The sequence below is a fragment of the Proteinivorax hydrogeniformans genome (assembly GCF_040515995.1).
In the GTDB taxonomy this organism is placed as follows: domain Bacteria; phylum Bacillota; class Proteinivoracia; order Proteinivoracales; family Proteinivoracaceae; genus Proteinivorax; species Proteinivorax hydrogeniformans.
The window spans coordinates 2,564,911-2,587,077 of the sequence record NZ_CP159485.1; the positions used below are offsets into that span (position 1 = coordinate 2,564,911).

A 22,167-nucleotide genomic window follows, 5' to 3' on the forward strand; every position below is an offset into this window, starting at 1 on the left:
GCTTTTTTAAATTTAATAATGTGGTGATGGTGGGTATTCAAGGGATACATGAAACAAGAGTCCAGAGTTTCCGGATACGTAACCATGGTACCATTCCCCAGTATTAGGGCAGCGGTATGTTGCATACCCATCGCTATTTATATTGTCATCTGGAATATTATCAACCATTATCCTGAGTGGATACGACATAGTTTCCACAGGCTCCTCTGCAGCCTCCACAGGCATTGCTCCAAAGAAAAACAATCCCCCTAATACCAATGCTGTAACCATCATCAGTCTTTTCTTAAGCATTTAAATCATCTCCCCTTTATTTTTTTATCTCCTAACACAACAACTCTTCTTTTGTGGTAAGAAGATTTCCATTTACAAGCCCAGAACTATGTAAATGCTGTTTTTTTAGGGAAAATTATATGCATAATAATTTTTGCCGCTCATTTATGGTATAACCCAAAAACCCCAATGACTTTATTTGTCTGCCTAATTAAGTTGACATTTTGCTAAAAAGACTGGTCTCCAGTTCCATTCCATTCATATTCATACTCCTTATCTTCTGCAATAAGGATTTCGTTGTTTGGCATCATAGCATAGGTGCTGATAAAAGTAAGAAGTGCTAGAGCAATCGAAAGTAAACCTATTTTTGTTTTAATTATAACCTCCTCCTTTTATTAAGTTTTGCTTTTTTATCGCTAATGTTATAATAATATGTAAATTCACAAATGTAAAATACTTTAAAGTATCTTTTTAGGGGGAGAGTTTATGCCGTATGAGCTTTTTTTGTTTGGGGAAAAGGTCAGAGAACTAAGAGAGCAGCAGCTTTTAACTCAATGTGAAATTTCTGATTTATCAGGTGTTAATGTGGAAACTGTTAAAAGATTAGAGCAAGGGAAAGTTACTCCAAAATTAAAAACCTTAGAAAGTTTATCACCTATATTAAAATGTGATTTAAATAAACTGCTAACTGAGTTTAGAGTGAAAGATTTTCCTAAGTATTCACAGACTAAACAAAGGTTGGAGTTAATGTTTGACAGAAATGATCTAGACGGTCTGAGGTTGGAAATGGAGAATCTACAAAGGCTGCTAGATAATGTGAAAAACGATTTTTCTAAAAAGGAAATCACTCAACTTCTTCTGTTAGCGAAAGGAGTTCTTTTGTATAAAAAAGATAAAAAATATAATAAAGGGCTAGAAGCATTGTGTGATGCCATGAAGGTTTTTACCCCTAGCTTTGTTTTGAAGAATTATAAGTTGTGCCATTACTCCCAGCTGGAAATTAGAATTTTAATGAACATAGGTTTTGTATTACATAAGTTAAAAAGACAGCAGGAGTACGAAAACCTCATGAAATTTTGTTTTGAAAAAGTAGATGAAACCGATAGTATGTATCCGCAAATATGCCATAACTTAGCCGGTGTTTATAGAAGAAAGGAAGATTATACAAAAGCATTGCACTACAGCCAATTGGGCATAGATTATTGTATAAAAACCAAAAACCTACAGGGTATATCCTTTTTATACTTTGGCAAAGGGGTAGCCCAGTATTATTTAGGAATCGAGGACTATAAAGAAGCTTTTGAAAAAGCGGTGTTTTTTTGTAAGTTTTTTAAAGAAAGTAACCTTGAAAAGTCAATGACTGAAAACTGCTACAAGTATTTTGGAGTGAAACTACAATAAAAAACAAGGGTATTTCTCAATGTAGGAAGCACCCTTGTTTTTTTATTTATCATTTTCGCTATGAAGCCCGCCACTTTGGTTGAGAGGATTGGAAGTAACTTTAAAAAACATTGTTATGAAAGCAATAAAAAATATAACCACACTGTTCTTGTGTTCTTATACATTTTTATGAAATATTGATACATTTTTGATAGGCTAAGAACATTTTTTGTCTAACTAAAAGTAATAACTACCTAAGTTGCCTTTAAACTTTGCTTTATTCAAGAAGTATCTAAATGAAATCCAAGATATTAACACCCAAAGTAAAACGTTTAAGACTAGCCCCAAAAAGTTCATACTTTGTAATATGTTGTTAGTATCAGATATGATTTCTGCTAACATTTTATTGCCCCATGTCACTGGGATTATATGCAAAATGGCTCTAAACACTAAAGGAATACTTGCAAAATTTACTATTGCCCCTGTGAAAAATAGCACTATATAACTTAAAACAGCAGAAACAGCACCTATTTTTTTAAAAACTAAAGTCATGCTAGCTACGAAAAAACCCATAGCATATAGTCCTACAAGAGTGATTGAAAATACTCCAAATACTGCTAACAGTGTCGGCAATGGCATTATTAACAATGGCCATGCATTAAAAATAGTTGTCGCTATAGCAAAAAAAGGCACTGCCAATAGTGTCCGTAAAATAAATTGAACAAAAAGGCGGCAAAAAAATATCCCTGTTATTTTAGATTTGCACATCATTAACTGCTCAAATGTCCCTAACATTAGCTCTTCTGATATAATGTCGGAAGTCCCACTAATTGCATCTGAGGAATAGTACCAAAATAGTAGGGCAAATATAAAAACTATTATTGAGCTATAATCTTGTTCATTTACAAAGGAATAAAAAAGTCCAATTACAAAAATAAGAGTGGTTATTTGTCCTATGACATAGTTGAGCAGATAGTTGCGATAATCAACTGCCAATTTTAATATTTCTGCTTTAAACAAATACATAATTCTCGCCCCTTTTTTAACTAATAATATCAATAAATATGTCTTTTAAGTCAGGGCTCACCTTTTTAAGTTCTATAATACTCTCCTGTTGTAAAGCAAACTGCAAAACCTTTCTATCGCCTACAATCTCCCATACATTGTCTCCTAAATCTTTTACTTTCCGTATCCCTTCAAAGTTTTCTAATACTTTTACTTGTAAACTATTAAGTTTTAGTAACATCATATACATTTCCACTTTTTCACTATAAGAACCCTTTAACTGTTGCATGGTAGTGGATTTAACTATCTTACCGTTATCTATTATTGCTATATTATCCGCCACTTCTTCTGCTATGGCAAGGTCATGAGTGGTCAGAATTACTGTCTTTTCTTTGCTTAAATCTAAAATTAGCTTTTTAATTTTAATTCTGTTTTCTACATCAAGTCCAAGAGTAGGCTCATCTAAAATTAAAATCTGGGGGTCCTTTAACATTGCTAACATTATAGCTACTTTTTGTTGCATTCCCCTTGATAATGTTCCTACTTTTGCCTCCCTTTTTTCTACTAAATCAAAAGAAGATAATAGGTCATCAATTATTGAAGCCAATTCCTTTTTACTTTGATTATTTAAATATCCAAAATATTTCAGAGTTTCTTCCACAGAAAGGTATTGATATACGTTTCTAGCGCTTTCTAAAACGACGCCAATTTCTTCTTTTGCTATATTTGTATTTTTAAAAATACTACTGCCGTTGATTAAAACATCACCACTATTAGGACGTATTAAATTGCATATGATTTTTATAAGCGTTGTCTTCCCTGCCCCATTAGGTCCAAGCAAGGCAAATACACTATTAGGTGGCACTTCTAAATTTATATTATCATTACCTATGACCTTCTTTTTATTTACAACAAACGCCTTAGAGACACCGTTTATTTTTATCATATTAATCCTCCGTCTATTAAGATTTCTTTAACATTTTTCTTATCTAGACTTCTTAAGCAAATAAAGCCATATTTAATCTCTAAGTTTCTCTTTAAAATATGTAACCATTGACTTGAAACAATTTTACTTTTACAATACCTTTTCATAATATCTTTGTGGTTTACTACAGAGTCAAAGTGACACCCTCCTACACAAAGGGGAACAAAAGGGCAAGCCTCTTTTAAACATTCTTTCCACTTATTAATATTTAGCAGTTTTGTATAAGCTGGCTTAAAGCCTTTAAAAATATCTCCCACCTCAAACTTTTCCCTGCCTATCAGTGATATACAATTATATAATTTTCCGTCAGAGTTAATCACAACCCCATTAGCATTATGTGCTATACACGGGCATAAGCTAGTCTCATCTAGCGTATTAATTTTAATTTCTAGTAAATAATCATAATACTCATTCAATATTGTGCCCGCCTCATTAAAAGTGAAGTGATTTTTCTTTGTAAAATCATTTGATAAAGTGTTTACTATCGGGGCGAGGTATATCATGACATTACTCATATCTATTTCATTTTTTAGAAATTCTATTAAATTTTTAACTTTTCTTTTATAGTTATTGCTTTTGTCAATACTAATTCTTATTGAAGTTGCAGGTACAATCTTTTGTAGTTCGTGTATATTTTTAATTATATCATCAAAAGTCCCTACCCCATTAGAATACATTCTTCTCTGATTGTGAATTTCTCTAGGACCATCAATCGTAACCTGGACACCTCTTAAGCCGCTTGAAACCAGTTTTGATATTGCATACTCGCTAAAAAAAGTCCCGTTTGTAATAAGAAACAAATCTAATTTTACACCATATTTTTCAAATAATTTTTTGAGTGACTCACTTAATTTAAGTAATAGATCTGTCTCAACCATTGGCTCCCCGCCATACAATGTTATTGAAGCTGTTGTAAATGTCTCTAGCTTAAAATTTTCTGTGAAGAATTTTAAGATTTGATCGATATTTATATTAGGCATCTTTATTTTTTTAATCCCATCTTCAAAACAATAAACACATTTTAGGTTGCAATCTGTTGTAACTGCTATTGTAGCTTCTAATTGATCACTATTAAATTTTTTGTATTATAAAAATGTTCAAAAAGCAAGTCCTCATCAGTGCACCCATCCATTATTATCAAATCATTATCATCATTAACTTCTTTTTCATGTAATAAGTTAACAATCTCCTTCTTTTCAAATAAACAAACTGCTTTAGTTAAAGTATTAAATACCAAAATTCTACCTCTATTATCTTCAAAATATACATTGAATTTAGATAACTTTTTATTTTCCATATTAACCCCCTGCTATTTTTATAGAGGCTACAATATTGTAACCTCTATAAAATAATACTACCTACTTTTTCCCCCACAGATCACTCTACCACCACAAGGACTAAGAGCATGTGATCTAATAGCTAAGCTTGAAAGCTTAGTGCCTTCTTTTAATCTTGTCATTAAACTCCCCCCTTTCTTGTATAGTTTTTAGGGCATTGCAAAGCTTCACAACACCTGTTACAAAAGCTTTTATATCTATAATTTTAAAGCCCCGACTTTTATAGAATTTATATAGTAATAAAATATAAGATCGATTATAAGGAGGGGTGAAAACATGAAAAAGTGCAAACATTTTTTTGCTAATTTCAATGAAGAATTTGATGAGTTGCCAATTCTAAGCAACCTACCTTGGTTGCTGTTTAGTGATTCTTATCACATAAATTAATCCTTGTTATAATCTCCCCCCCCTTGCAAGTTTCTCTTTTCACTCTTTAATGTTATAGTAATAAGTAAATTCGAAAATGTAAAATACTTTAAAGTATCTTTTTCATAGGATTGCAAAGTATACTTAAAAAATCTTTGTTTAGGGTAAGGTAGCCAAGTATTGCTAAAGCTACTGGTATCACTTTTCAGAAAACTCAAAGAAGGTGGAAGTATTTATATATTTTGTGCATTATTTCTATCAGGCGGTCTAAGATTTTACTATCGCTTTAAAGAGTTTTGAGGGAGGGAAGTTTATGCCCAACCCTGAACAGACCGGAGCATGGTTTTGCTTACGGACATCTTCCTATCGAAACCCTTGTATCGCACCCTACAGGTATTTTGTAGCGACATTGCCAAAAATGCCAGCCATATACTGATGGGTTGACACAGAGGTCAACCCTACCTCTACAAGGGGTGGGTCACTCAATTGGTGCTAAAATACATATCAGTCTTGTCATTTTGGACGCAGTGAAGAATCTATGGTTTTCCCACTTCCCACCTCCCATTACCCACTTCCAACCCAACTTCCCACCTCCCATTACCCACTTCCCACTTCCAATTACCCACTTCCCACTTCCAACTTCTCACCTCCCACTACCGATCCCAATTAAAAAAAGGTGACCAAAAGGTCACCTTTTTTTAGTTGGGATCTATAACCCCACTCATCCTAATAACCTCTACACCCTTATCTTCTAAGGCTTTGCAGATTTTGTTGATTCCTACTGAGTCGCTGGCCATGTGGCCTGCTACTAGGATGTTTCCTATGTTTTGCTCTTTAACAGCTTTGATTACGTCTTCTGGCATGTGCATGGCTACTATTGTACCTACGCCTGCTTCGAAGTATGCTTTGTGTACCTTTGCTCCACCGCCGGTTCCACCAGCCATGGTTACAAATACTTTGCCAGCGTAGTCGTCTTTTCCACCTACACGACAAACAGGTTTAGCTTCTGTTCTTTGGTACTCTGGCAGGGTTTCTAGGGCTTCGATTACATCGCTAAGCTTGGCTTTTGGGTTGTCAGCTAGCTTTTCGTCGATAAGTTCTTGTACTGTTCTTTCAGCTAAAATATCTGCAGGAGTGTGGATAGCCATAAATGGCATTTTAAGTAGTTTGGCTGCGGAAACCGCTCTGTCGTAGTTGGATACGTGAAGTCCTCTTTCTACTTGGCCCATTTTTTCTCCTAGAGCTTTTTGGGCTTTGTTGATTGGCACTCCCGCTCTTACCATGCTGTCGATTTGGTTTTTCATTACTTTGTGTAGGTTGATGCGAGGAGCTCCACCGGATGGATGGTGAGTAATTACAAGGTCTGCCCCTAGCTCTTTTGCTAGCATCATTTCCGAAAGCTCCATGTCTACACCGATAGCAATCTTTTTGATGTTTTCGCCTTCAACAATTATCCCGGAGTCCTCTGGAGTTTCCTCTAGGCCAGCTAGCTCTAGCGCTATGTCCATAACTTCTTTAGTATTCATGTAATATATTCCTCCCTTTGTTTTATAATAGGCAGTTTTGCCTAAATTTAGCTACTCTAAATACTTCTCTATTAGTCTATGAAACTCCTTTCAAACTTAGAGCAATTCTTCCTTTTTTTATGTCCACACCGATAATTTTTGCAGAAACTGTGTCGCCAACGGAGACAACCTCCAGCGGATGCTTTACGTAGCGCTCCGCCATTTCAGATATATGAACAAGTCCTGCTTGCTTTACTCCGATATCTACAAAAGCGCCAAAGTCCACTACGTTTCTGACGACACCTTTTACTATCATTCCCTCTTCTAAATCTTCTATTTGCATAACTCCCGATAAAAATAGCGGCTTTGCTAAATCTTCTCGCAGGTCAAGCCCCGGCTTTTGGAGGGCTTCTACGATATCTTTAAAGGTTGGCACGCCAATTTCTAGCTCGCCGGCTAACTCTACAGTGTCTATACCTTTTAGCCTGTCGTTAATATCTGACAGAGAGCCTTTTTCCGCCAGTTCTTCTAGGGTGTAGCCTAGCTTTTCCATAAGCTTTTTAGCTGCAGCGTAGCTTTCCGGGTGGACGGAGGTGTTGTCTAGTGGGTTATCTCCATCTTTTATCCTCAAAAAGCCGGCGCATTGTTTAAAGGTAGCATCCCCTAGGCGAGGCACTTTTTTGATTTGGTTTCTGTTTGTAAACTCACCATTTTCCTCTCGCATTTTAACGATTGCTTTGGCTTGTGCTTTTTTAATCCCGGCGATATATCCCAAAAGAGATGGGCTGGCGGTGTTTAAGTCGGCGCCAACTTTGTTAACGCTGTCTTCTACAACTCCACCTAATAAAGATGCTAGTTCTTTTTGCTCCATGTCATGTTGGTATTGGCCGACGCCGATGGACTCTGGAGTTATTTTTACAAGCTCAGCTAGTGGATCTTGCAGCCTACGGGCGATGGAGATGGCGCTTCGCTCCGCTACGTCTAGGTCGGGAAACTCCTCTTTTGCTAGGGGAGATGCAGAGTAAACAGAAGCTCCCGCCTCATCTACTATGGTGTAGGCGATCCCCTCTCGTTTTTGCACGATTTCGCCGATAAACTCTGCCGTTTCCCGGCTAGCGGTGCCATTTCCGATGGCGATTACGTTTATAGGGTGCTTATCTAAAAGCTGCTTTACTTTTTCAGTAGACTCTTTTACTTTCATATAAGGTTTTGTGGGGAAGATTTTGTCTATAGCTAAAACCTTTCCTGTAGGATCCACCACTGTTAGCTTACAGCCTGTCCGATATGCCGGGTCAACTCCCAGCACTGTGGCCCCTTTGGTTGGGGATTGAAGAAGTAAAGATTTTAAGTTGGCGGTAAATATTTTGTACGCTCCTTGGTGGGCTGTTTCTGTCAGCGATTTTCTAATATCCCGCTCCACAGCTGGAAGAAGGAGGCGGTTGATGCAATCTTTTAGTGATTCTTGCAAAACCTCTTTATTGATATCTGGAGTGTCTTGTAGGTTTTTTTGCCATAGCTTGTCAAAAAATCTATCTTTATCGGTCTCTAAAGTCACCTTTAAAAACTTCTCTTTCTCTCCACGGTTAATTGCCAATGTACGGTGGGGAGGAAGCTTTTTGATGGGCTCTGAATAATCGTAGTACATCTCATAGGGGGAGTCTTCCTCTGCCTTTTTAACCTTTGTGGTTTTTATAACGCCGTTATCGAACATGAAGCTTCTGCCAAACTTTCGGTTTTCTCCTTTGTCGGCTATTTTTTCTGCAATTATGTCTAAAGCACCTTGTAGGGCGTCTTTTTCTGTCTCTACTTTTTCGTTTATGTATGCTGCGGCAAGCTGCTGCCATGGGGTGTTTTCTGAAAGCAGGCTGTCGGCTAGTGGTTCAAGGCCTAAGTCTTTAGCTTTGGACGCGCGGGTGTTCCTTTTGGGCCTATATGGGCGGTAGATATCCTCTAGCTGCTGAAGCTTTGTGGATGCATAGATAGATTCTTTAAGCTGCTCTGTCATTTTGCCTTGTTCTGTAATTAGTCTATGTACTTCTTCTTTTCTTTCATGGAGGTTTCTTTGGTACTCTGTAACTTCTGCGATTTTACGGATTTCTTCCTCTGACAGACCTCCGGTCATTTCCTTACGATAACGGGCTATAAATGGTACAGTGTTGCCATCATCTAACAGGGCTATGGTCTCTTTTACTGACTTTTTGGAAAGCCCTGTTTGCCCCACTACAATGCTAATAATTTCTTCCATGTTATCAATCCTCTCTTTATAATCTTCTGTTAAGCAGTTTTGACACTAGTTTACCTAATCTATTGTTATGCCTAAGCTCTATAGTTTTTTGAGGGCAAAGCTCGTGACAGCAGTAGCAGCTTATGCACTGGCCATAGTCGATTACCGCCTTTTTGTTTTCGCTAAGCTCCATAGCATCTACAGGGCAGCTGTTTATACAAAAAGAGCAGCCGGTGCAGCCTTCATCTTCTATATCGGGGATAACCTGCATAAGGCTTACTGCCATTTTAGTCAAAAAGCCGGGCAGTTTTGACACCATTTTGGTGTTGGGAAGGACAAAGGTGGTTATACCTAAGTCTTTGGGCTGGGTGCCTAAAATTTCAATATCCTCTAGTTTGCCCACACCTAGTCCTTTTTCCGCTCCGTAATATGTTGTCAGCACGTCTTTATATCCGCAGTTTAAAATATCTGCTAGCACTCTGTCAGCACTTATGGCATCTGGCGACATTACAATTGTACCGCAGTATTTTGATTTTCCTGCAGAGGGGCCGTTTCCTTCCATGGCCATAATCCCGTCCACTACGGTAAAATGAGGCTTTACCGCTGAGTATAGCTCTACAAGTCCTCTACAAAAGCTATCGATTGTTTGAGCTTCTTTGTGATAGTTGGCTTTTTGCCGACCTGGTACTGCGCCAAACATGTTTTTGACTCCGCCGGTCATAAGGGTAAGGCCGTGGGTTTTAAACTTTGCCACCGAGATAACAACGTCCGCTTCTAGCACCGGCTTTGCCACATAAAGCTTGGGAAATACGTCGCCACCTTGTAAAATTTCCACCCCTTGGTTGTCAAAGTTTATAAGCTTTGCTTTCTTTTCTTTAACAACATCGGCGATGCCGGTTACCTTAAGGGCTTTTTCGGTGGGGTTACCCTCCACCATGTTGCCGCCTGAGCTGTCGCCAACTAAAACCTCGCAGCCGTGGTTGTGTAGTATGTCTATAAGCTGACCGATAACCTGGGGATGAGTGGTTACGTTTTGCTCCGGCTTTTTGGCGCTTAGCACGTTAACCTTAAGGAGCACCTTTTGACCAGGCTTTATGTATTTTTCCACACCACCTAGCAGCTCAAATCCTTCTGTCATAGCTTGTTGGACATTTTTAGCCTCATAGTCTGCCGACCTTGTAATAGCTACCTTAGACATTTATGCATCCTCCTAACTATAATGGCAAAAGCTACTGTAATTCCTTTATTATACCATTTTAGATTGGTTAGGGAAAGGCAGCGAGTAGTGGGAGGTGAGAGGTTGGAAGTGGGAAAAAGGAGAATTTAATTCAAAACCTTAATGGCCCACGGAAATTAGCTACATGCTGGGTCGGTAAGAATATGTCTAGCTATTATACTGTAAATGATTTATGTGTTTTTCCTAAGAAAGATCTTTTTAAAGATGGTTGATGCTTTTAATCTCTTCAGACCCAGCATCATGATATGCTCCCTAATAAGTAGACACATCAAATAAAAAAATCTACTGTTTAGGGGGCGCATTATGAAAACAAAAACTAAGTACAGTGCCAAAGAAAAATATCAGATTATACAGGAATACAAAAATGGAAACAGCAACAAAAGTAGTATTGCTTACAAGTATAATATCAATAGGGGAACTATAAGTGACTGGTTAACTAAGTATTCAAGCCATGGTATAGAAGGATTAAGAAATTCTAAAAAGATTAATAAATACCCTAAAAAAGTTAAGGAACAGGCCATTAAGGACTACCTGACAAACGATTATACTCTAAGATCTTTAGCAAAAAAATATGGAATTTCTGATCATAGTGTTTTACGCAAGTGGATAAAAAAGTATAATGGACATAGAAAATCAAATTCAGTAACGGAAATGGAAGGGATGGATTACTCTATGTCTAAAAGAAAGTCTGTTGCAGATAAAGTTAAAGTAGTTGAGTTTTGCATTAAAAATGATTGTAACTACAAACTTGCTGCTAAAACCTATGAAGTATCTTACCAGCAAGTATATCAGTGGGTTAAAAAATACAAATCTGGGAAACAAGATGCTTTAAAAGATGGGCGTGGTAGAAAAAAAAGCGAAGAAGAGTTAACACCTACAGAAAAAGCAAAACTTGAAATTCAGAGAATAGAAAGAGAAAACGAAAAGTTGCGAGCGGAGAATGCTTACTTAAAAAAGCTGAAAGCTTTAGAAAGGTGGGATCTTTAAACAAAGTAAAACAAGAGAAGAAATATATTATTATTAAAGAATTGCATGAAGAACAAAGTTTTCCAATTACATTGCTATGTGAGGTTGCTGGTGTTAACCGCTCAGCCTATTATAAATGGGCAGATAGGAAAAAACCGGATTTAGAAATAGAAAACGAAAAAATTATGAAAGATTTGATTACCCTATACAGTGAATTTAATGGTGTTTATGGTTATAGAAGGCTAAAATTGTACTTAGACCGTATATATCAAAAGAAGATAAACCATAAAAGAGTTCATCGACTAATGAAAATTGCAGGTCTAAAATCAATTATCCCAACAAAAAAGAAGAACTACGGCAAGTCTAAGCCACAACATGTAACGGAAAACATATTAAAGCGTAACTTTAAAGCAGATAAGGTAAATGAAAAATGGGTAACAGATATTACAGAGTTTAAATATGGCAACAACAAAGCTTATTTAAGTGCTATTTTAGACTTGTACGATAACTCCATTGTTTCATATGTTATAAGCCACTCTAATAATAATCAGCTAGTATTTCAGACCTTAGATAACGCTTTGTTAAAATCACCTGGAGCGACTCCTTTACTCCATAGTGACCGTGGTTTCCAGTATACCTCCAATGGATTTAAACAAAAAATAAAGGCTGCAAATATAACACAGAGTATGTCAAGAGCAGGAAACTGCCTTGATAATGCACCAATAGAAAGTTTTTTTGGTAAGCTAAAGGTCGAAAAGTATTACTTAGAGGGCAACTATCAAACATTTAAAGAGTTAAAAGATGCAATAGACGAGTATATCCACTTCTATAACCATACCAGGCTACAGAAAAAGCTGAGCGGATTAAGCCCAATAGAATATCGATACCAATATCAGTTAACAGCTTAAGTTTTTTATTATTTCCATTGTCTACTTGACAGGGGGCAGGTCATCACATCTAGTTTCAATTGTCTAGATCTTAGACCAAGCAGAGTGAGCAAGTATCGACGTTTTCGTGGCAAATTAATGTTTTGACTTTGGGTAAAACCACAGACCAAGATTCTTCGGCAAGCCTCAGAATGACAACCTTAATGGTAGCAAGAAAAGTAAGTGGACAATAAAATGTCGCCCCTACGGATACAGCGGTTGTTTGGTTTTTGTCATTTCGACCCGCCCAGACAGCTTAGAAGTGCTCAAATCCGCGGCGCAAAAAAAATGTCCAGGACGGGCGCGTATTAGTAATACGTAACCGGTCTGGACATTTTTTGCAACAACGAAGATAGGTGCTTATAAGCTGTCTGGTTAAGCATAGAAACTGTGATTGTCAATTTTAACAACAAACTCCCTCTCTTTAAAAAAATTGGGCAAGCCTACCTTAGCCTCATTTAAGAAGAAGTAAGTCCCCTTTGGCACCGCCCAGTTTCCTTGTAGCGCTTCTTTTACTGCTTTTTTGCACTCTCCGTTAGGTTCTACTTTAAAATATCTTCCGTTTAATATTGGTTCAAATTGACCTTTTTGGAATATCACTTCTTTTACAGTATTTGGGAAAAGGTCACTTTCCACTCTGCTTATTATTACGTTGGCAACGGCGACTTTTCCTTTAAAACATTCTCCTTCTGCTTCTGCCATGACCATTTTGGCAATCATGTCTATATCGTTGCCATCTAACTTTAGCTTTTCTATAAGATTTTCGGGTTTCTTTTTCTCCTTTTTGGGTTTGGGCTCTTTTTTAGTGATTTCTTTTTTTACTTTTGTTTCTTTGCTTTTTGTATTTGGAATTTTATCAGCTTTGTGCAGTTTTTTGAGTACACTTTTTAACCCCATAGTATTCATAGTCTATCCTCCTTTTCACTTATTTTAGTACCATAGTAGTCAGCAAAAGGAAAGATGCTACTTAATCAGGTTGGGTTGTACATTTTACGTTAAGAGATGGTTTTAAACCATGTGTCTGCAGGATGTCTTTTAGTACATGATTGCTCTGTTTGGCTAGATTACATCCCTTTCCCTAGATGATTTACATAGGTTTAATAATTCAAAAAAGGGCGATAATGATTATTTAGCTATAGGATTATATAGAGGAAGTTAGAAATATATATCAACCCTCTAAACCATTATTGGCCGCGAAAACGTATAAATTAGCTACATGCTGGGTCGGTAAGAGTATGATTAAACTTTAACTGTAAATGATTTATGTAGGAACATCAAAAGACGGTTGATGCTTTTAATCTTTACAGACCCAGCATCACATCTAGTTTCAATTGTCTAGATCTTAGACCAAGCAGAATAAGCAACTATCGACGTTTTCGTGGCAAATTAATGTTTTGACTTTGGCAGTTTTGGATTAACTCTTCTAGCTCATCTTTTAATCTATTAAATTCTAATGCTTTTCTATTGCCACAAAAGCGTATAAGTCTGCTTCATGCTAGTCACCAAGAGCATGAAAGATTTAACTGACTTAACATTTAAACCTTATTGGCCGCTAAAACGTATAAATTAGCTACATGCTGGGTCGCAGTTCCCTTTCCAAATTAGCTACATGCTGGGTCGGTAAGAATATGTCTAGCTATTTAATTACTTTAAATGATTTATGTGTTTTACATAGAGCAAAGTTTTTAAAAAATGCCAGCTGGTGAATCTCTTACATTGGAAGTTGGAAAAAGCTTAAGTGCGGGTGATGGCAGCGGTTGTTTGAGGTTTGTCATTCTGAACGTAGTGAAGAATCTATGGTTTTTCTTGTGTGTAAAACCATAGACCAAGATTCTTCGGCAAGCCTCAGAATGACAACCTTAATGGCAGCAAGAAAAGTAAGTGGGCGACCAAAGGTCGCCCCTACGGGGGAGCGAGTGATACAACGATTGTTTAGGTTTTTGTCATTTCGACCCGCCCAGACAGCTTAGAAGTGCTCAGATCCGAGGCGCAAAAAAAGTCCAGGACGGGCGCGTATTAGTAATACGTAACCGGTCTGGACATTTTTTTGCAACAAAGGAGATGAGTGCTTATAAGCTGTCTGACTTTTCTAAGTTGAAGGTAGGTTTAATCAACCCCACAACATCATCTCTGTGGTTTTTGTTTTCTTTTATGTGATAATCTTTTAGCTCTTTTAGCTGCTCTTCATCTAAGGCTCCTAGCTGCTTTAGGGTTTCCACTACTGCTGCTTGTCTGCCTCTTGGCATTCCGTCTTCCATTTTTACTGCTATGCCTCGTTTTTGGTCTCTAATTCCTACGCAGTAAACACCTTCTGCTCCTGCTTTTGCTACTAGGTTTCCCTTTCCTACCCGCATTAGGTCGGTGCAGAAGCGTTCTGTTCCTCCTACCATGTCTGGGTGTTCTACCATGGCATCTGCTATTGTTTGGATGACATTTTCTTCTACTGTATCATTTGCTTTTGGATCCGCTAGATAGCTATAGGCTAGCGCCCAATTATAGATAGGCATACCATAAACTGGTACTCCACAGCCATCTATTCCAATAGCTATATCTTCTTTGGGATATTTGCAAAATTCTGCGGCAACTTGTAGAAGTTCTTGCTGCAACGGATGCTTTAGCGATGTATAGTCATCACTAGCTATGTCGTAGTCCCTTTTTTTGCAAAGGACTAACATTCCTGAATGTTTTCCGGAGCAGTTACAGTGTACTTTAGTTGCATCTTTTTTAGCATCCTGTAGCTTAAGTGCCGACTCTTTGTGTAACGGAGGGTGAGAGCCACAGTCTAATTTTTCCTCTGTCAATCTAAGCTTTTCTAATACGGAGAACACTCCTTCTGTGTGGATCTCCTCCCCGGAATGAGATGAACAAAATAGAGCAAGCTCTCTTTTGGTAATTCCATACTCATCCATAGCTCCACTTGCAACAATTGGTATGGCTTGTACAGGTTTGGCTGATGAGCGCCAGTAGCTAACCATTTGAGGGTCTCCCACTGAGTATTCAAGCTGGCCTTTACTATTTACAACTGCAATATTACCCCGGTGCTGACTTTCTACTATAGTTCCTCTTGTAACTTGTACTAAAACGTTTCTATTTCCCATGTTTTTATATTCCTCCCTTAACAGTTTGAAACTAACCAGTTAAATAATAGTATGTTTTCTTCTGTATTTTTCCATAGATTTTCTGGGTGCCATTGTACTCCTAAGATCTGTTTTTCTTTGTGTTCTACTCCCTCTACTAGCCCATCCTTGCTACGGCAGTTAACGATTAGGTCTTTGCCGAGTTTATCTACAGCTTGGTGGTGAAAGGAGTTAGTATAAATAGTATCTTTGTCCACTATGCTGTATAGCAAGCTATCCCTTACTATCTCAACAGAGTGACTTGCATAACTACGGGTCCCCTTTTGACTATGCCCTATCCATTTTTTACAGTGGGAGGACAAGTCTTGTATAATCGTACCACCTAGTACGATATTTATTACCTGCAGACCACGGCAAATACCTAGTATTGGTTTTTGGGTTCTCATAAATTCCTTTGTTAAGGTCAGCTCTAGGTTGTCCCTTAATGGGTCTACTAAACCCATATTTTCCACAGGCTCCTGACCAAATGATAGGGGGTTAACATCGTCTCCGCCAGAAAGCAAAAGGCCATCTAGCTGATTAACCAAAGCTAACACCTGTTTTTGTGGTAGTGAAGAAGGAATTAGCACTGGTACTGCACCGCATTGACTAATAGCTGAACAGTAATCATCCCCTAGCCAATGGACATTTCTTTGATAATCATACACCGCAGTAACTCCTATTAACGGACTTTTCATAACAAACACTCCTCTCAAAAGTATCTGTTTACAATCCCTAGAGCGTCTTTAACTAGAATTTACTTTTATGTTTTTGTACTCTAATTGTATATTCTATAAATTATAAAAAAGTTCCTTTATAGTAACATAAAATTAATAAGTAAGCTGTTTGTAACTTATTTTAGACAGCAAAAAAGACGGCTTAACCGTCTTCTTAACATCAATCTAAATTTAATAACCCCAAGCTTACTTGTATAGCTCCGTCCACTTTTACCATCATTTCATTACCTAAGTGCGCGACCTTTTCATTTAGGCGTTGCTTATCGATAGTACGAAGTTGTTCTAGCAGAATAACTGATTTTTTTTCCAACCCAAATTCAACCCCTACCTCAACATGTGTAGGAAGTTTAGCTTTACTAATTTGTGAAGTTATTGCAGCTACAATAACTGTAGGGCTGTACTTATTTCCAACATCATTTTGAATGATTAGTACAGGCCTTATTCCCCCCTGCTCAGAACCAACTACGGGACTTAAATCGGCATAATATACGTCTCCCCGTTTAACAGCCATTTTTATTACGCCCCGCAAACCATCTTTTCAGCTTCGTTTTCTGCATCAAAAGCTTCATTTGCCAAAGACAAGTTAATCTCTGACATCTCAAGGTATCCCCTTTGAAGCTTATCACGAAGTTGTCTTCTTTGCCTTTCGCAAATATAAAGTTTAACTGCTTCTCTAATAAGCTGGCTCCGATCTAAGTTTTCTTTGCCCACTAGAGCATCAAGTTCTTGAAGCAAGTTATCAGGAACACTTACTACTATTTCACGTGTTTCTGCCATGCAGGCACCTCCTGTAACAATCAACTTTCCTCTATACAATATACACATATAGAAGTAATTATACATATAAATAGTAACTAATGCAATAAAAATAGGGGGGTTAGTTCTTGTAAATTCTTGGAACTCGTTTAGAGATTGAGCATACTACCTCGTAGTTAATAGTATTTACCATTTTTGCTATAGTATCCACGCTGATACAGTTTTCTGACAGGCCACCGATTACTGTTACTTCTTCACCTACACAAACATCATCAATTTCGCTAACGTCTACCATAATGTAGTCCATACAAACTGTTCCTAATACAGGAGCTTTATGACCTTTTATTTCCACCCAGGCTTTGTTAGATAGAGATCTATAGTAGCCATCGGCATAGCCGATAGGTAAGGTGGCTATTTTAGTTGCTTTAGAGGTTTTATAGGTTAGGCCATAGCTAATGGGGGCCCCTTGCTCAACTTCTTTAATTGAAGCAACCTCTGTCTTTATTGTCATAGCGGGTTTTAGGTTCACTTTACCCTTTTGATGCTCAGAAGGGTAAAGCCCGTACAACACTATCCCTAGACGGATCATGTTACACGGCATGCAACTAAGCTTTTCAATTACTCCTGCACTATTAGATATGTGTTTAATTGGGATTTTATACGGCAAATTTTCTACAAGCTGCAAGAATCTCTGTCTTTGGGTTTGTGGATATTCACTTGTTGTATCATCGGCGTTAGAAAAGTGGGTAAATATACCTTCTACCCGAATATTTTCAAGCTCCTTTAGCCTTAGCAAAAAGTCTTTAGCCTTATGCCACGGCACCCCTAGACGATGCATGCCTGTATCAATCTTTACATGAACGGGCAAAGGTGTTTTGGCTCTTTTATTTAGCTCTTTGGCTATTTTAAAGTCATAAATTGTAGCTGTAAGCTTATATTTAATCAAAGCTTCTACGCTAGAAATAGGCACAAAACCCAGTATCAGTATCGGCTCTTTAATGTTATTTTTTCTTAGCTCTATCGCTTCTTCAACGGTTGCCACTGCCAAGTCTGTAGCTTTTGCTTTAATAGCAGCCTGTGCAACCTCTACACTTCCATGACCGTATCCGTCGGCTTTTACCACCGCCATAACTCTAGTATCAGGTCCCAAATCCTTTGTAAGCTCTTTTACGTTGTGACGGATATTTTGTAAACTAATTTCAGCATAGGTTGGTCTATACAATAAAAAAGCACCTCCTATTTATCTACTATTTGCATTTTGCAGAATCTTTTACAATTAATAAGATAATTCGTCATATTTTCAATTTTTCCTTCTTATTTGACTAAATTATCCTAAAATAATGCAAATAGTATCCAGAGAAGGGCTATGCTCAATACGATGCTAACGTTAACTGCAGCACCAGCTAGAGAAGTGTCATGTTTGAATTCTATGCTATAAGGTATTACTGACATAGCCACAGGAAGCACAAAAACAACTAGTAGCACCTGACCGAGCAAAAGGGAGCCAGGAAAAAATAGAAATAGCGTTACTCCCATAGTTAGGCCCACTGCATATCTTACGCCCACAAGTTTCCAAACAGACTTTACTTTTAGTTTGCTAAAGTCTAAGTAAAATCCTATTAAAAGCATCACCAAACCACCGTTAGCTGCTGCCAACGGTGTCAAGATATCTTGTATAAGCTGGGGGAGTTGAAGATTTGAAACTGCTATTAGCAAGGCTATCAGATAGCTTTGCAGAGGTATAAATGTTGCTAGCTTTTTAACAGTCGCTGATAAGTTCCAATCACCTATACGGGACATAGACCCTGCTAAGTAATAGCTTAGCCCAAATACTATTATGGCGTTTCCTATATCAAACATAATTAAATAACTAAGCCCTTCAGCACCCCACATTCTTTCTATAAACGGGTAGGCAAATTGCCCGATGTTAAAACCTAGTAGGCTTATAGCTAAAACAGGCTTAGTGTTGTTACTTTGACAATAAAGTAGCTTTGCTATACCAAACATAATAAGACCATGTACAACAGCAATTTTTGTTATTAATAGGTGAGTAATTGTTATGCTCACCGTCGACATAGAGGTTATAACTAAGGCAGGTAAAGTTATATTTAAGATTATTCTTGATAATGTAGCTCCTGCATTTTCTGGCAGTCTTTTTTTCATGCAAAAACCGATTAAGATTATAAATATTAAAGGTAAAAAAATTTCTCCAGCCATTAACTCCATCTCCCTAATGATTATTTATCGCAGGTTAACTAACAATCAGTGGGGGATAAGAAAACCCCACTGATCGGAGTTTCACTTTATTTTATTGTATCGCAGAGTTGGGCTGGAGGGAAGGCCTTGTTAATATTAGAAAAACCAGAAACTCCTTAGAGTTTCTGGTTTAATTTACTATAAGTTTCTCAAATTCAATTTTATATTCTTTGCCATCTAAGTTAAGCTCTATAGCCTTTACGCCTCTTTTTTCGTAGTATACTTTTGCTTCTTTGTTCTCTCCAAGCACTGCTACTTTAGGATCTGCGCCATCAACATAGTCAAGCAAATTAGATAGCGATGTTATGGTTTTTACGTAGCTATATTGAGGTATATCAAAGTCATTTATGTGTATTTTTTTGGAGAAATCTGATGGGTAAAATGATAAAGTTATTTCATCATTTTCCCTTTCTATAACCTGTTTATGCTTTTGGGGAAATATCACTATAATCTTATGGTAGTTTCCGCTATCTTCATAAGTCTCGATAACCTTAAACTGCTGTCCATTTTCTGTGAGGATATACTCTGCCTCGTATGCTTCCATGTCCTCAACATGCTCTTTAATCAATGTTGCTATATCATCGGCGTCAAATGAACATCCTGGCAGCAAAGCTAGCATAGTTACCATAATTAAGATGAGTTTCAACGAGTTTTCCTCCTTAGTTAGGTTAGACTAACCCTTTTAGAATGTCTCCCCTTGAAACTATCCCTACTAGCTTCTCCTCTTCTTCTACTGGTATCCTATTATAACCGTGATCTACTATAAACTGTAGAACTAACTGTGTATCATCTTCAGGGCTTACGGTAAAAACCGGGGTGCTCATGACATCTTCCACTGAAGCGGATAACGATTTTTTAAGTCTTTCATTAGCCCGGGTAGGGTCCTCAAGGTAAACAAAGGCCCCTAATATATCCACATAGGGTGGTGGAACGAACTCTTTGTGCCTTAAGAGCAAGTCCTTTTCAGTTATCATGCCTACTACTTTATTTTCGTCATCTACCACTGGCAGACCACCTACAGACTTTTCTATCATTAGTTTAGTGGCTTCTTCTACTGTTGCATTTTTGTTAATTGACACCACATCTTTGTTCATAACTTCTGCTACTTTCATAATTATCCCCCTTTTGTTTAATTATGGCTTTTTATCTTATAATTATTCCTTTTTGTAAAAAGCTATAATTCTTTAATAGCTTTTGGTAGCGCGAAGGCCACCTCCGACGGTAACACTCCTCGGTTATCTTGCCCATTTACAAGTAAATCTGCACTTAATCCATGTATATAAACCCCCGATAAAGCAGCTGCTAAAGGTGTAGCCCCATTACATACAAGGGCTAATAAAATCCCGGTTAGAACGTCGCCACTGCCTCCTTTAGATAAACCGTTGTTACCAGAGATATTTACAAAAGCAATCCCTTTAGGACTAGAGACAACGGTGCTTGCTCCCTTCAAAACTATTGTACAGTTAAATTCTTTGCTAAAATATTTGGCTACTTCCACAGGGTTTTTTGTTATTTCATTAAGCTTTAGCCCGGTAAGCCTAGCCATTTCCTTTGGGTGGGGTGTTAATATCCAGTTTTCTTTTATATCCTTTGTTGAAAGCTTAGATAGTAAGTTTAGACCATCGCCATCTATAATTATTGGTTTAAAATAGCTAGCTATTAGTTTTTTGAAGAAATTTAAGTTGTCTTGAGTACCCATGCCCACCCCCACCGCCATAGCAGTAGATTTTTCTAGCGGCACAGCTAGTTCATTAAGGGATTTTTGCCAGTTAGTATAGTCTATGCCCCAGGTTATGTTTTCAGCGGTATAATTTTGGAGGGTTTGCTGAATTTTGGTCGGCACAACTGTATGTAGTACGCCCACTCCCATCTTTAACGCCGCTAAGCTTGATAGCTTTACGGCGCCAGGCATATTGGGGTTGCCACCTAAGACAATTCCGGTACCGTAATCTCCTTTGTGACTGTCTTCTTTGCGCTTGGGGAGAATTTTTTTAACAAACTCCGACGTTATTTGGTAACTACTGGGAATAACCTCTTTTTTAAGAGAATTAGGAAGTCCTATCTGCACCTTGTACACTTTTCCTGCTAGCTTTTTATGAGGGTAGACCATAAGATTCTCTTTAGGGTATTCTAAAGTTATTGTGTAATCTGCTTTTATCATTGGCCAGTGGGGATATGGACCACAGGCTGGGAGTCCAGAGGGAGTGTCTATGCTTATAACTCTACCTCTTTTTTGACTATTTACATATTCGATAGCATCCTTATAAAAACCGGATACTTCGCTGTCTACGCCGATGCCTAAAAGTGCGTCAATAATGAAGTCGCAAAAAACTGCCTCTTTAATCTCACGTAAGGTTTTTGCAAACTTCACCTCTATCTCGTTATAGTTTTGTAGAATCTCTAGATTTTTTTGTGCATTTTGCGAAAGCTTGTCGGAGCACAAAATTACCTTAACATTAAAATTTTTGTTTGCTAGATGGCGGGCTACAACTAAGCCGTCACCGCCGTTATTACCGCTGCCGACAAAGATAGCAATTGAACTATCATTTGGAATAATTTCAATAACTTTTTCTGTTATGCTACGCCCAGCATTCTCCATCAAAATTAAAGGAGAAATCATATAATCACTTTCTGCTTTTGCATCTATAAACCTTATGTTTTCAGCGCTAGCAAGCTTCAAATAACTCACCCCTCAGCAATTACATAGGCAATGGCATCTGTTTTAGAATGACTGATGCTAAGGTGCAATCTGGATATCCCTAGAGACCTAGCTCTTTTTTGGGCATTTCCTTTTAGATATACCCTAGGCTTGCCTAGTTTATCCTTTATGATTTCGATATCCTTCCAACTGATTAACCCAAATCCTACTCCTAACGACTTGGCCACTGCTTCTTTTGCGGCAAATCTACCAGCTATTGTAGCGATATCTAAGGACATTGAATCTAGTTCTCTTTGGGTAAAAAGGCGTTCTAAAATCCTCCTACCTCTAGCATTATAGACTTTTTCTATCCTAGAAATTTCAATAATATCAGTTCCGACACCAAATATCATTGTACTCCTCCTTTAAACTGCTACAGCAGTTCAATTTTATACTTATCTTG

The 22,167-nt window shown here is 37.6% G+C and carries 22 protein-coding genes; 3 read left to right on the plus strand and 19 right to left on the minus strand.

The genetic code is table 11. The features are described 5' to 3' along the window. Positions 1–12: 12 nt before the first annotated feature. Complete coding sequence (locus tag PRVXH_RS12235; protein WP_353893038.1) at positions 13–291, minus strand: hypothetical protein; 279 nt, start codon at positions 289–291, stop codon at positions 13–15. Positions 292–756: 465 nt separating this feature from the next. Here PRVXH_RS12235 and PRVXH_RS12240 point away from each other — a divergent pair, with 465 nt between their 5' ends. After that, positions 757–1,671 carry a helix-turn-helix transcriptional regulator gene (locus PRVXH_RS12240; RefSeq protein ID WP_353893039.1) on the plus strand — a complete coding sequence of 305 codons (915 nt, stop codon included), beginning with the start codon at positions 757–759 and terminating at the stop codon, positions 1,669–1,671. 216 nt (positions 1,672–1,887) lie between these two features. Here the strand turns inward: PRVXH_RS12240 and PRVXH_RS12245 are convergent, their stop codons facing one another. The 7 genes from PRVXH_RS12245 to PRVXH_RS12275 all read right to left on the minus strand — a co-directional run bounded on the left by PRVXH_RS12245 (position 1,888) and on the right by PRVXH_RS12275 (position 10,270). Next, complete coding sequence (locus PRVXH_RS12245) at positions 1,888–2,676, minus strand: hypothetical protein (protein WP_353893040.1); 789 nt, start codon at positions 2,674–2,676, stop codon at positions 1,888–1,890. A gap of 16 nt (positions 2,677–2,692) precedes the next feature. Further along, complete coding sequence (locus PRVXH_RS12250) at positions 2,693–3,601, minus strand: ABC transporter ATP-binding protein (RefSeq protein ID WP_353893041.1); 909 nt, start codon at positions 3,599–3,601, stop codon at positions 2,693–2,695. Continuing rightward, the gene (locus PRVXH_RS12255; protein ID WP_353894592.1) at positions 3,598–4,689 is read right to left on the minus strand and encodes a radical SAM protein; all 1,092 of its coding nucleotides are present in this window, start codon (positions 4,687–4,689) and stop codon (positions 3,598–3,600) included. Before PRVXH_RS12255 ends, PRVXH_RS12250 begins: the two co-directional genes overlap by 4 nt. An 8-nt stretch (positions 4,690–4,697) precedes the next feature. Further along, a complete protein-coding gene (locus PRVXH_RS12260; RefSeq protein WP_353893042.1) occupies positions 4,698–4,937 on the minus strand; it encodes a hypothetical protein in 240 nt (79 codons plus the stop codon). 1,104 nt (positions 4,938–6,041) lie between these two features. Then, positions 6,042–6,869: a Nif3-like dinuclear metal center hexameric protein gene (locus PRVXH_RS12265; RefSeq protein ID WP_353893043.1), complete on the minus strand. Its 828-nt coding sequence runs from the start codon at positions 6,867–6,869 to the stop codon at positions 6,042–6,044. Between the two features lie 76 nt (positions 6,870–6,945). Beyond that, on the minus strand, positions 6,946–9,093 hold the full coding sequence (locus PRVXH_RS12270; protein WP_353893044.1) for a Tex family protein: 2,148 nt from the start codon (positions 9,091–9,093) through the stop codon (positions 6,946–6,948). 16 nt (positions 9,094–9,109) lie between these two features. Further along, positions 9,110–10,270: a DUF362 domain-containing protein gene (locus tag PRVXH_RS12275; RefSeq protein ID WP_353893045.1), complete on the minus strand. Its 1,161-nt coding sequence runs from the start codon at positions 10,268–10,270 to the stop codon at positions 9,110–9,112. Between the two features lie 342 nt (positions 10,271–10,612). Here PRVXH_RS12275 and PRVXH_RS12280 point away from each other — a divergent pair, with 342 nt between their 5' ends. Continuing rightward, a complete protein-coding gene (locus tag PRVXH_RS12280) occupies positions 10,613–11,296 on the plus strand; it encodes a helix-turn-helix domain-containing protein (RefSeq protein WP_353893046.1) in 684 nt (227 codons plus the stop codon). Continuing rightward, the gene (locus PRVXH_RS12285) at positions 11,284–12,183 is read left to right on the plus strand and encodes an IS3 family transposase (RefSeq protein WP_353893047.1); all 900 of its coding nucleotides are present in this window, start codon (positions 11,284–11,286) and stop codon (positions 12,181–12,183) included. Before PRVXH_RS12280 ends, PRVXH_RS12285 begins: the two co-directional genes overlap by 13 nt. 393 nt (positions 12,184–12,576) lie before the next feature. Here the strand turns inward: PRVXH_RS12285 and PRVXH_RS12290 are convergent, their stop codons facing one another. From PRVXH_RS12290 to PRVXH_RS12340, 11 genes are all read right to left on the minus strand, one after another. Further along, positions 12,577–13,107 (minus strand): cell wall hydrolase, encoded by a 531-nt coding sequence (locus PRVXH_RS12290; RefSeq protein ID WP_353893048.1) that lies wholly within the window; start codon positions 13,105–13,107, stop codon positions 12,577–12,579. A 1,163-nt stretch (positions 13,108–14,270) separates the two neighbouring features. Then, complete coding sequence (locus tag PRVXH_RS12295; protein WP_353893049.1) at positions 14,271–15,299, minus strand: asparaginase; 1,029 nt, start codon at positions 15,297–15,299, stop codon at positions 14,271–14,273. A gap of 17 nt (positions 15,300–15,316) precedes the next feature. Beyond that, the gene (locus tag PRVXH_RS12300) at positions 15,317–16,015 is read right to left on the minus strand and encodes a gamma-glutamyl-gamma-aminobutyrate hydrolase family protein (RefSeq protein WP_353893050.1); all 699 of its coding nucleotides are present in this window, start codon (positions 16,013–16,015) and stop codon (positions 15,317–15,319) included. Between the two features lie 199 nt (positions 16,016–16,214). Next, on the minus strand, positions 16,215–16,565 hold the full coding sequence (locus PRVXH_RS12305) for a type II toxin-antitoxin system PemK/MazF family toxin (protein ID WP_353893051.1): 351 nt from the start codon (positions 16,563–16,565) through the stop codon (positions 16,215–16,217). A 5-nt stretch (positions 16,566–16,570) separates the two neighbouring features. Further along, positions 16,571–16,831, minus strand: coding sequence for a ribbon-helix-helix protein, CopG family (locus PRVXH_RS12310; RefSeq protein WP_353893052.1), 261 nt, complete (start codon positions 16,829–16,831; stop codon positions 16,571–16,573). Between the two features lie 100 nt (positions 16,832–16,931). Then, positions 16,932–18,032: an alanine racemase gene (alr, locus tag PRVXH_RS12315; RefSeq protein ID WP_353893053.1), complete on the minus strand. Its 1,101-nt coding sequence runs from the start codon at positions 18,030–18,032 to the stop codon at positions 16,932–16,934. Between the two features lie 110 nt (positions 18,033–18,142). Then, complete coding sequence (locus PRVXH_RS12320) at positions 18,143–19,027, minus strand: hypothetical protein (RefSeq protein ID WP_353893054.1); 885 nt, start codon at positions 19,025–19,027, stop codon at positions 18,143–18,145. A gap of 169 nt (positions 19,028–19,196) precedes the next feature. After that, positions 19,197–19,712: a hypothetical protein gene (locus PRVXH_RS12325; RefSeq protein WP_353893055.1), complete on the minus strand. Its 516-nt coding sequence runs from the start codon at positions 19,710–19,712 to the stop codon at positions 19,197–19,199. Between the two features lie 22 nt (positions 19,713–19,734). After that, positions 19,735–20,178, minus strand: a complete 444-nt coding sequence (locus PRVXH_RS12330) for a CBS domain-containing protein (RefSeq protein ID WP_353893056.1) — start codon at positions 20,176–20,178, stop codon at positions 19,735–19,737. Positions 20,179–20,240: 62 nt separating this feature from the next. Continuing rightward, a complete protein-coding gene (locus PRVXH_RS12335; RefSeq protein WP_353893057.1) occupies positions 20,241–21,746 on the minus strand; it encodes an NAD(P)H-hydrate dehydratase in 1,506 nt (501 codons plus the stop codon). 5 nt (positions 21,747–21,751) lie between these two features. After that, on the minus strand, positions 21,752–22,117 hold the full coding sequence (locus tag PRVXH_RS12340; RefSeq protein WP_353893058.1) for a holo-ACP synthase: 366 nt from the start codon (positions 22,115–22,117) through the stop codon (positions 21,752–21,754). Positions 22,118–22,167 lie beyond the last annotated feature (50 nt).

Coding starts and splice junctions, on each gene's coding strand:
- PRVXH_RS12240 (WP_353893039.1), top strand. CDS start 757: ATGCCGTATGAGCTTTTTTTGTTTGGGGAAAAGGTCAGAGAACTAAGA.
- PRVXH_RS12330 (WP_353893056.1), bottom strand. CDS start 20,178: ATGAAAGTAGCAGAAGTTATGAACAAAGATGTGGTGTCAATTAACAAA.
- PRVXH_RS12295 (WP_353893049.1), bottom strand. CDS start 15,299: ATGGGAAATAGAAACGTTTTAGTACAAGTTACAAGAGGAACTATAGTA.
- PRVXH_RS12300 (WP_353893050.1), bottom strand. CDS start 16,015: ATGAAAAGTCCGTTAATAGGAGTTACTGCGGTGTATGATTATCAAAGA.
- PRVXH_RS12305 (WP_353893051.1), bottom strand. CDS start 16,565: ATGGCTGTTAAACGGGGAGACGTATATTATGCCGATTTAAGTCCCGTA.
- PRVXH_RS12340 (WP_353893058.1), bottom strand. CDS start 22,117: ATGATATTTGGTGTCGGAACTGATATTATTGAAATTTCTAGGATAGAA.
- PRVXH_RS12260 (WP_353893042.1), bottom strand. CDS start 4,937: ATGGAAAATAAAAAGTTATCTAAATTCAATGTATATTTTGAAGATAAT.
- PRVXH_RS12275 (WP_353893045.1), bottom strand. CDS start 10,270: ATGTCTAAGGTAGCTATTACAAGGTCGGCAGACTATGAGGCTAAAAAT.
- PRVXH_RS12270 (WP_353893044.1), bottom strand. CDS start 9,093: ATGGAAGAAATTATTAGCATTGTAGTGGGGCAAACAGGGCTTTCCAAA.
- PRVXH_RS12250 (WP_353893041.1), bottom strand. CDS start 3,601: ATGATAAAAATAAACGGTGTCTCTAAGGCGTTTGTTGTAAATAAAAAG.
- PRVXH_RS12320 (WP_353893054.1), bottom strand. CDS start 19,027: ATGGCTGGAGAAATTTTTTTACCTTTAATATTTATAATCTTAATCGGT.
- PRVXH_RS12235 (WP_353893038.1), bottom strand. CDS start 291: ATGCTTAAGAAAAGACTGATGATGGTTACAGCATTGGTATTAGGGGGA.
- PRVXH_RS12280 (WP_353893046.1), top strand. CDS start 10,613: ATGAAAACAAAAACTAAGTACAGTGCCAAAGAAAAATATCAGATTATA.
- PRVXH_RS12310 (WP_353893052.1), bottom strand. CDS start 16,831: ATGGCAGAAACACGTGAAATAGTAGTAAGTGTTCCTGATAACTTGCTT.
- PRVXH_RS12290 (WP_353893048.1), bottom strand. CDS start 13,107: ATGAATACTATGGGGTTAAAAAGTGTACTCAAAAAACTGCACAAAGCT.
- PRVXH_RS12265 (WP_353893043.1), bottom strand. CDS start 6,869: ATGAATACTAAAGAAGTTATGGACATAGCGCTAGAGCTAGCTGGCCTA.
- PRVXH_RS12245 (WP_353893040.1), bottom strand. CDS start 2,676: ATGTATTTGTTTAAAGCAGAAATATTAAAATTGGCAGTTGATTATCGC.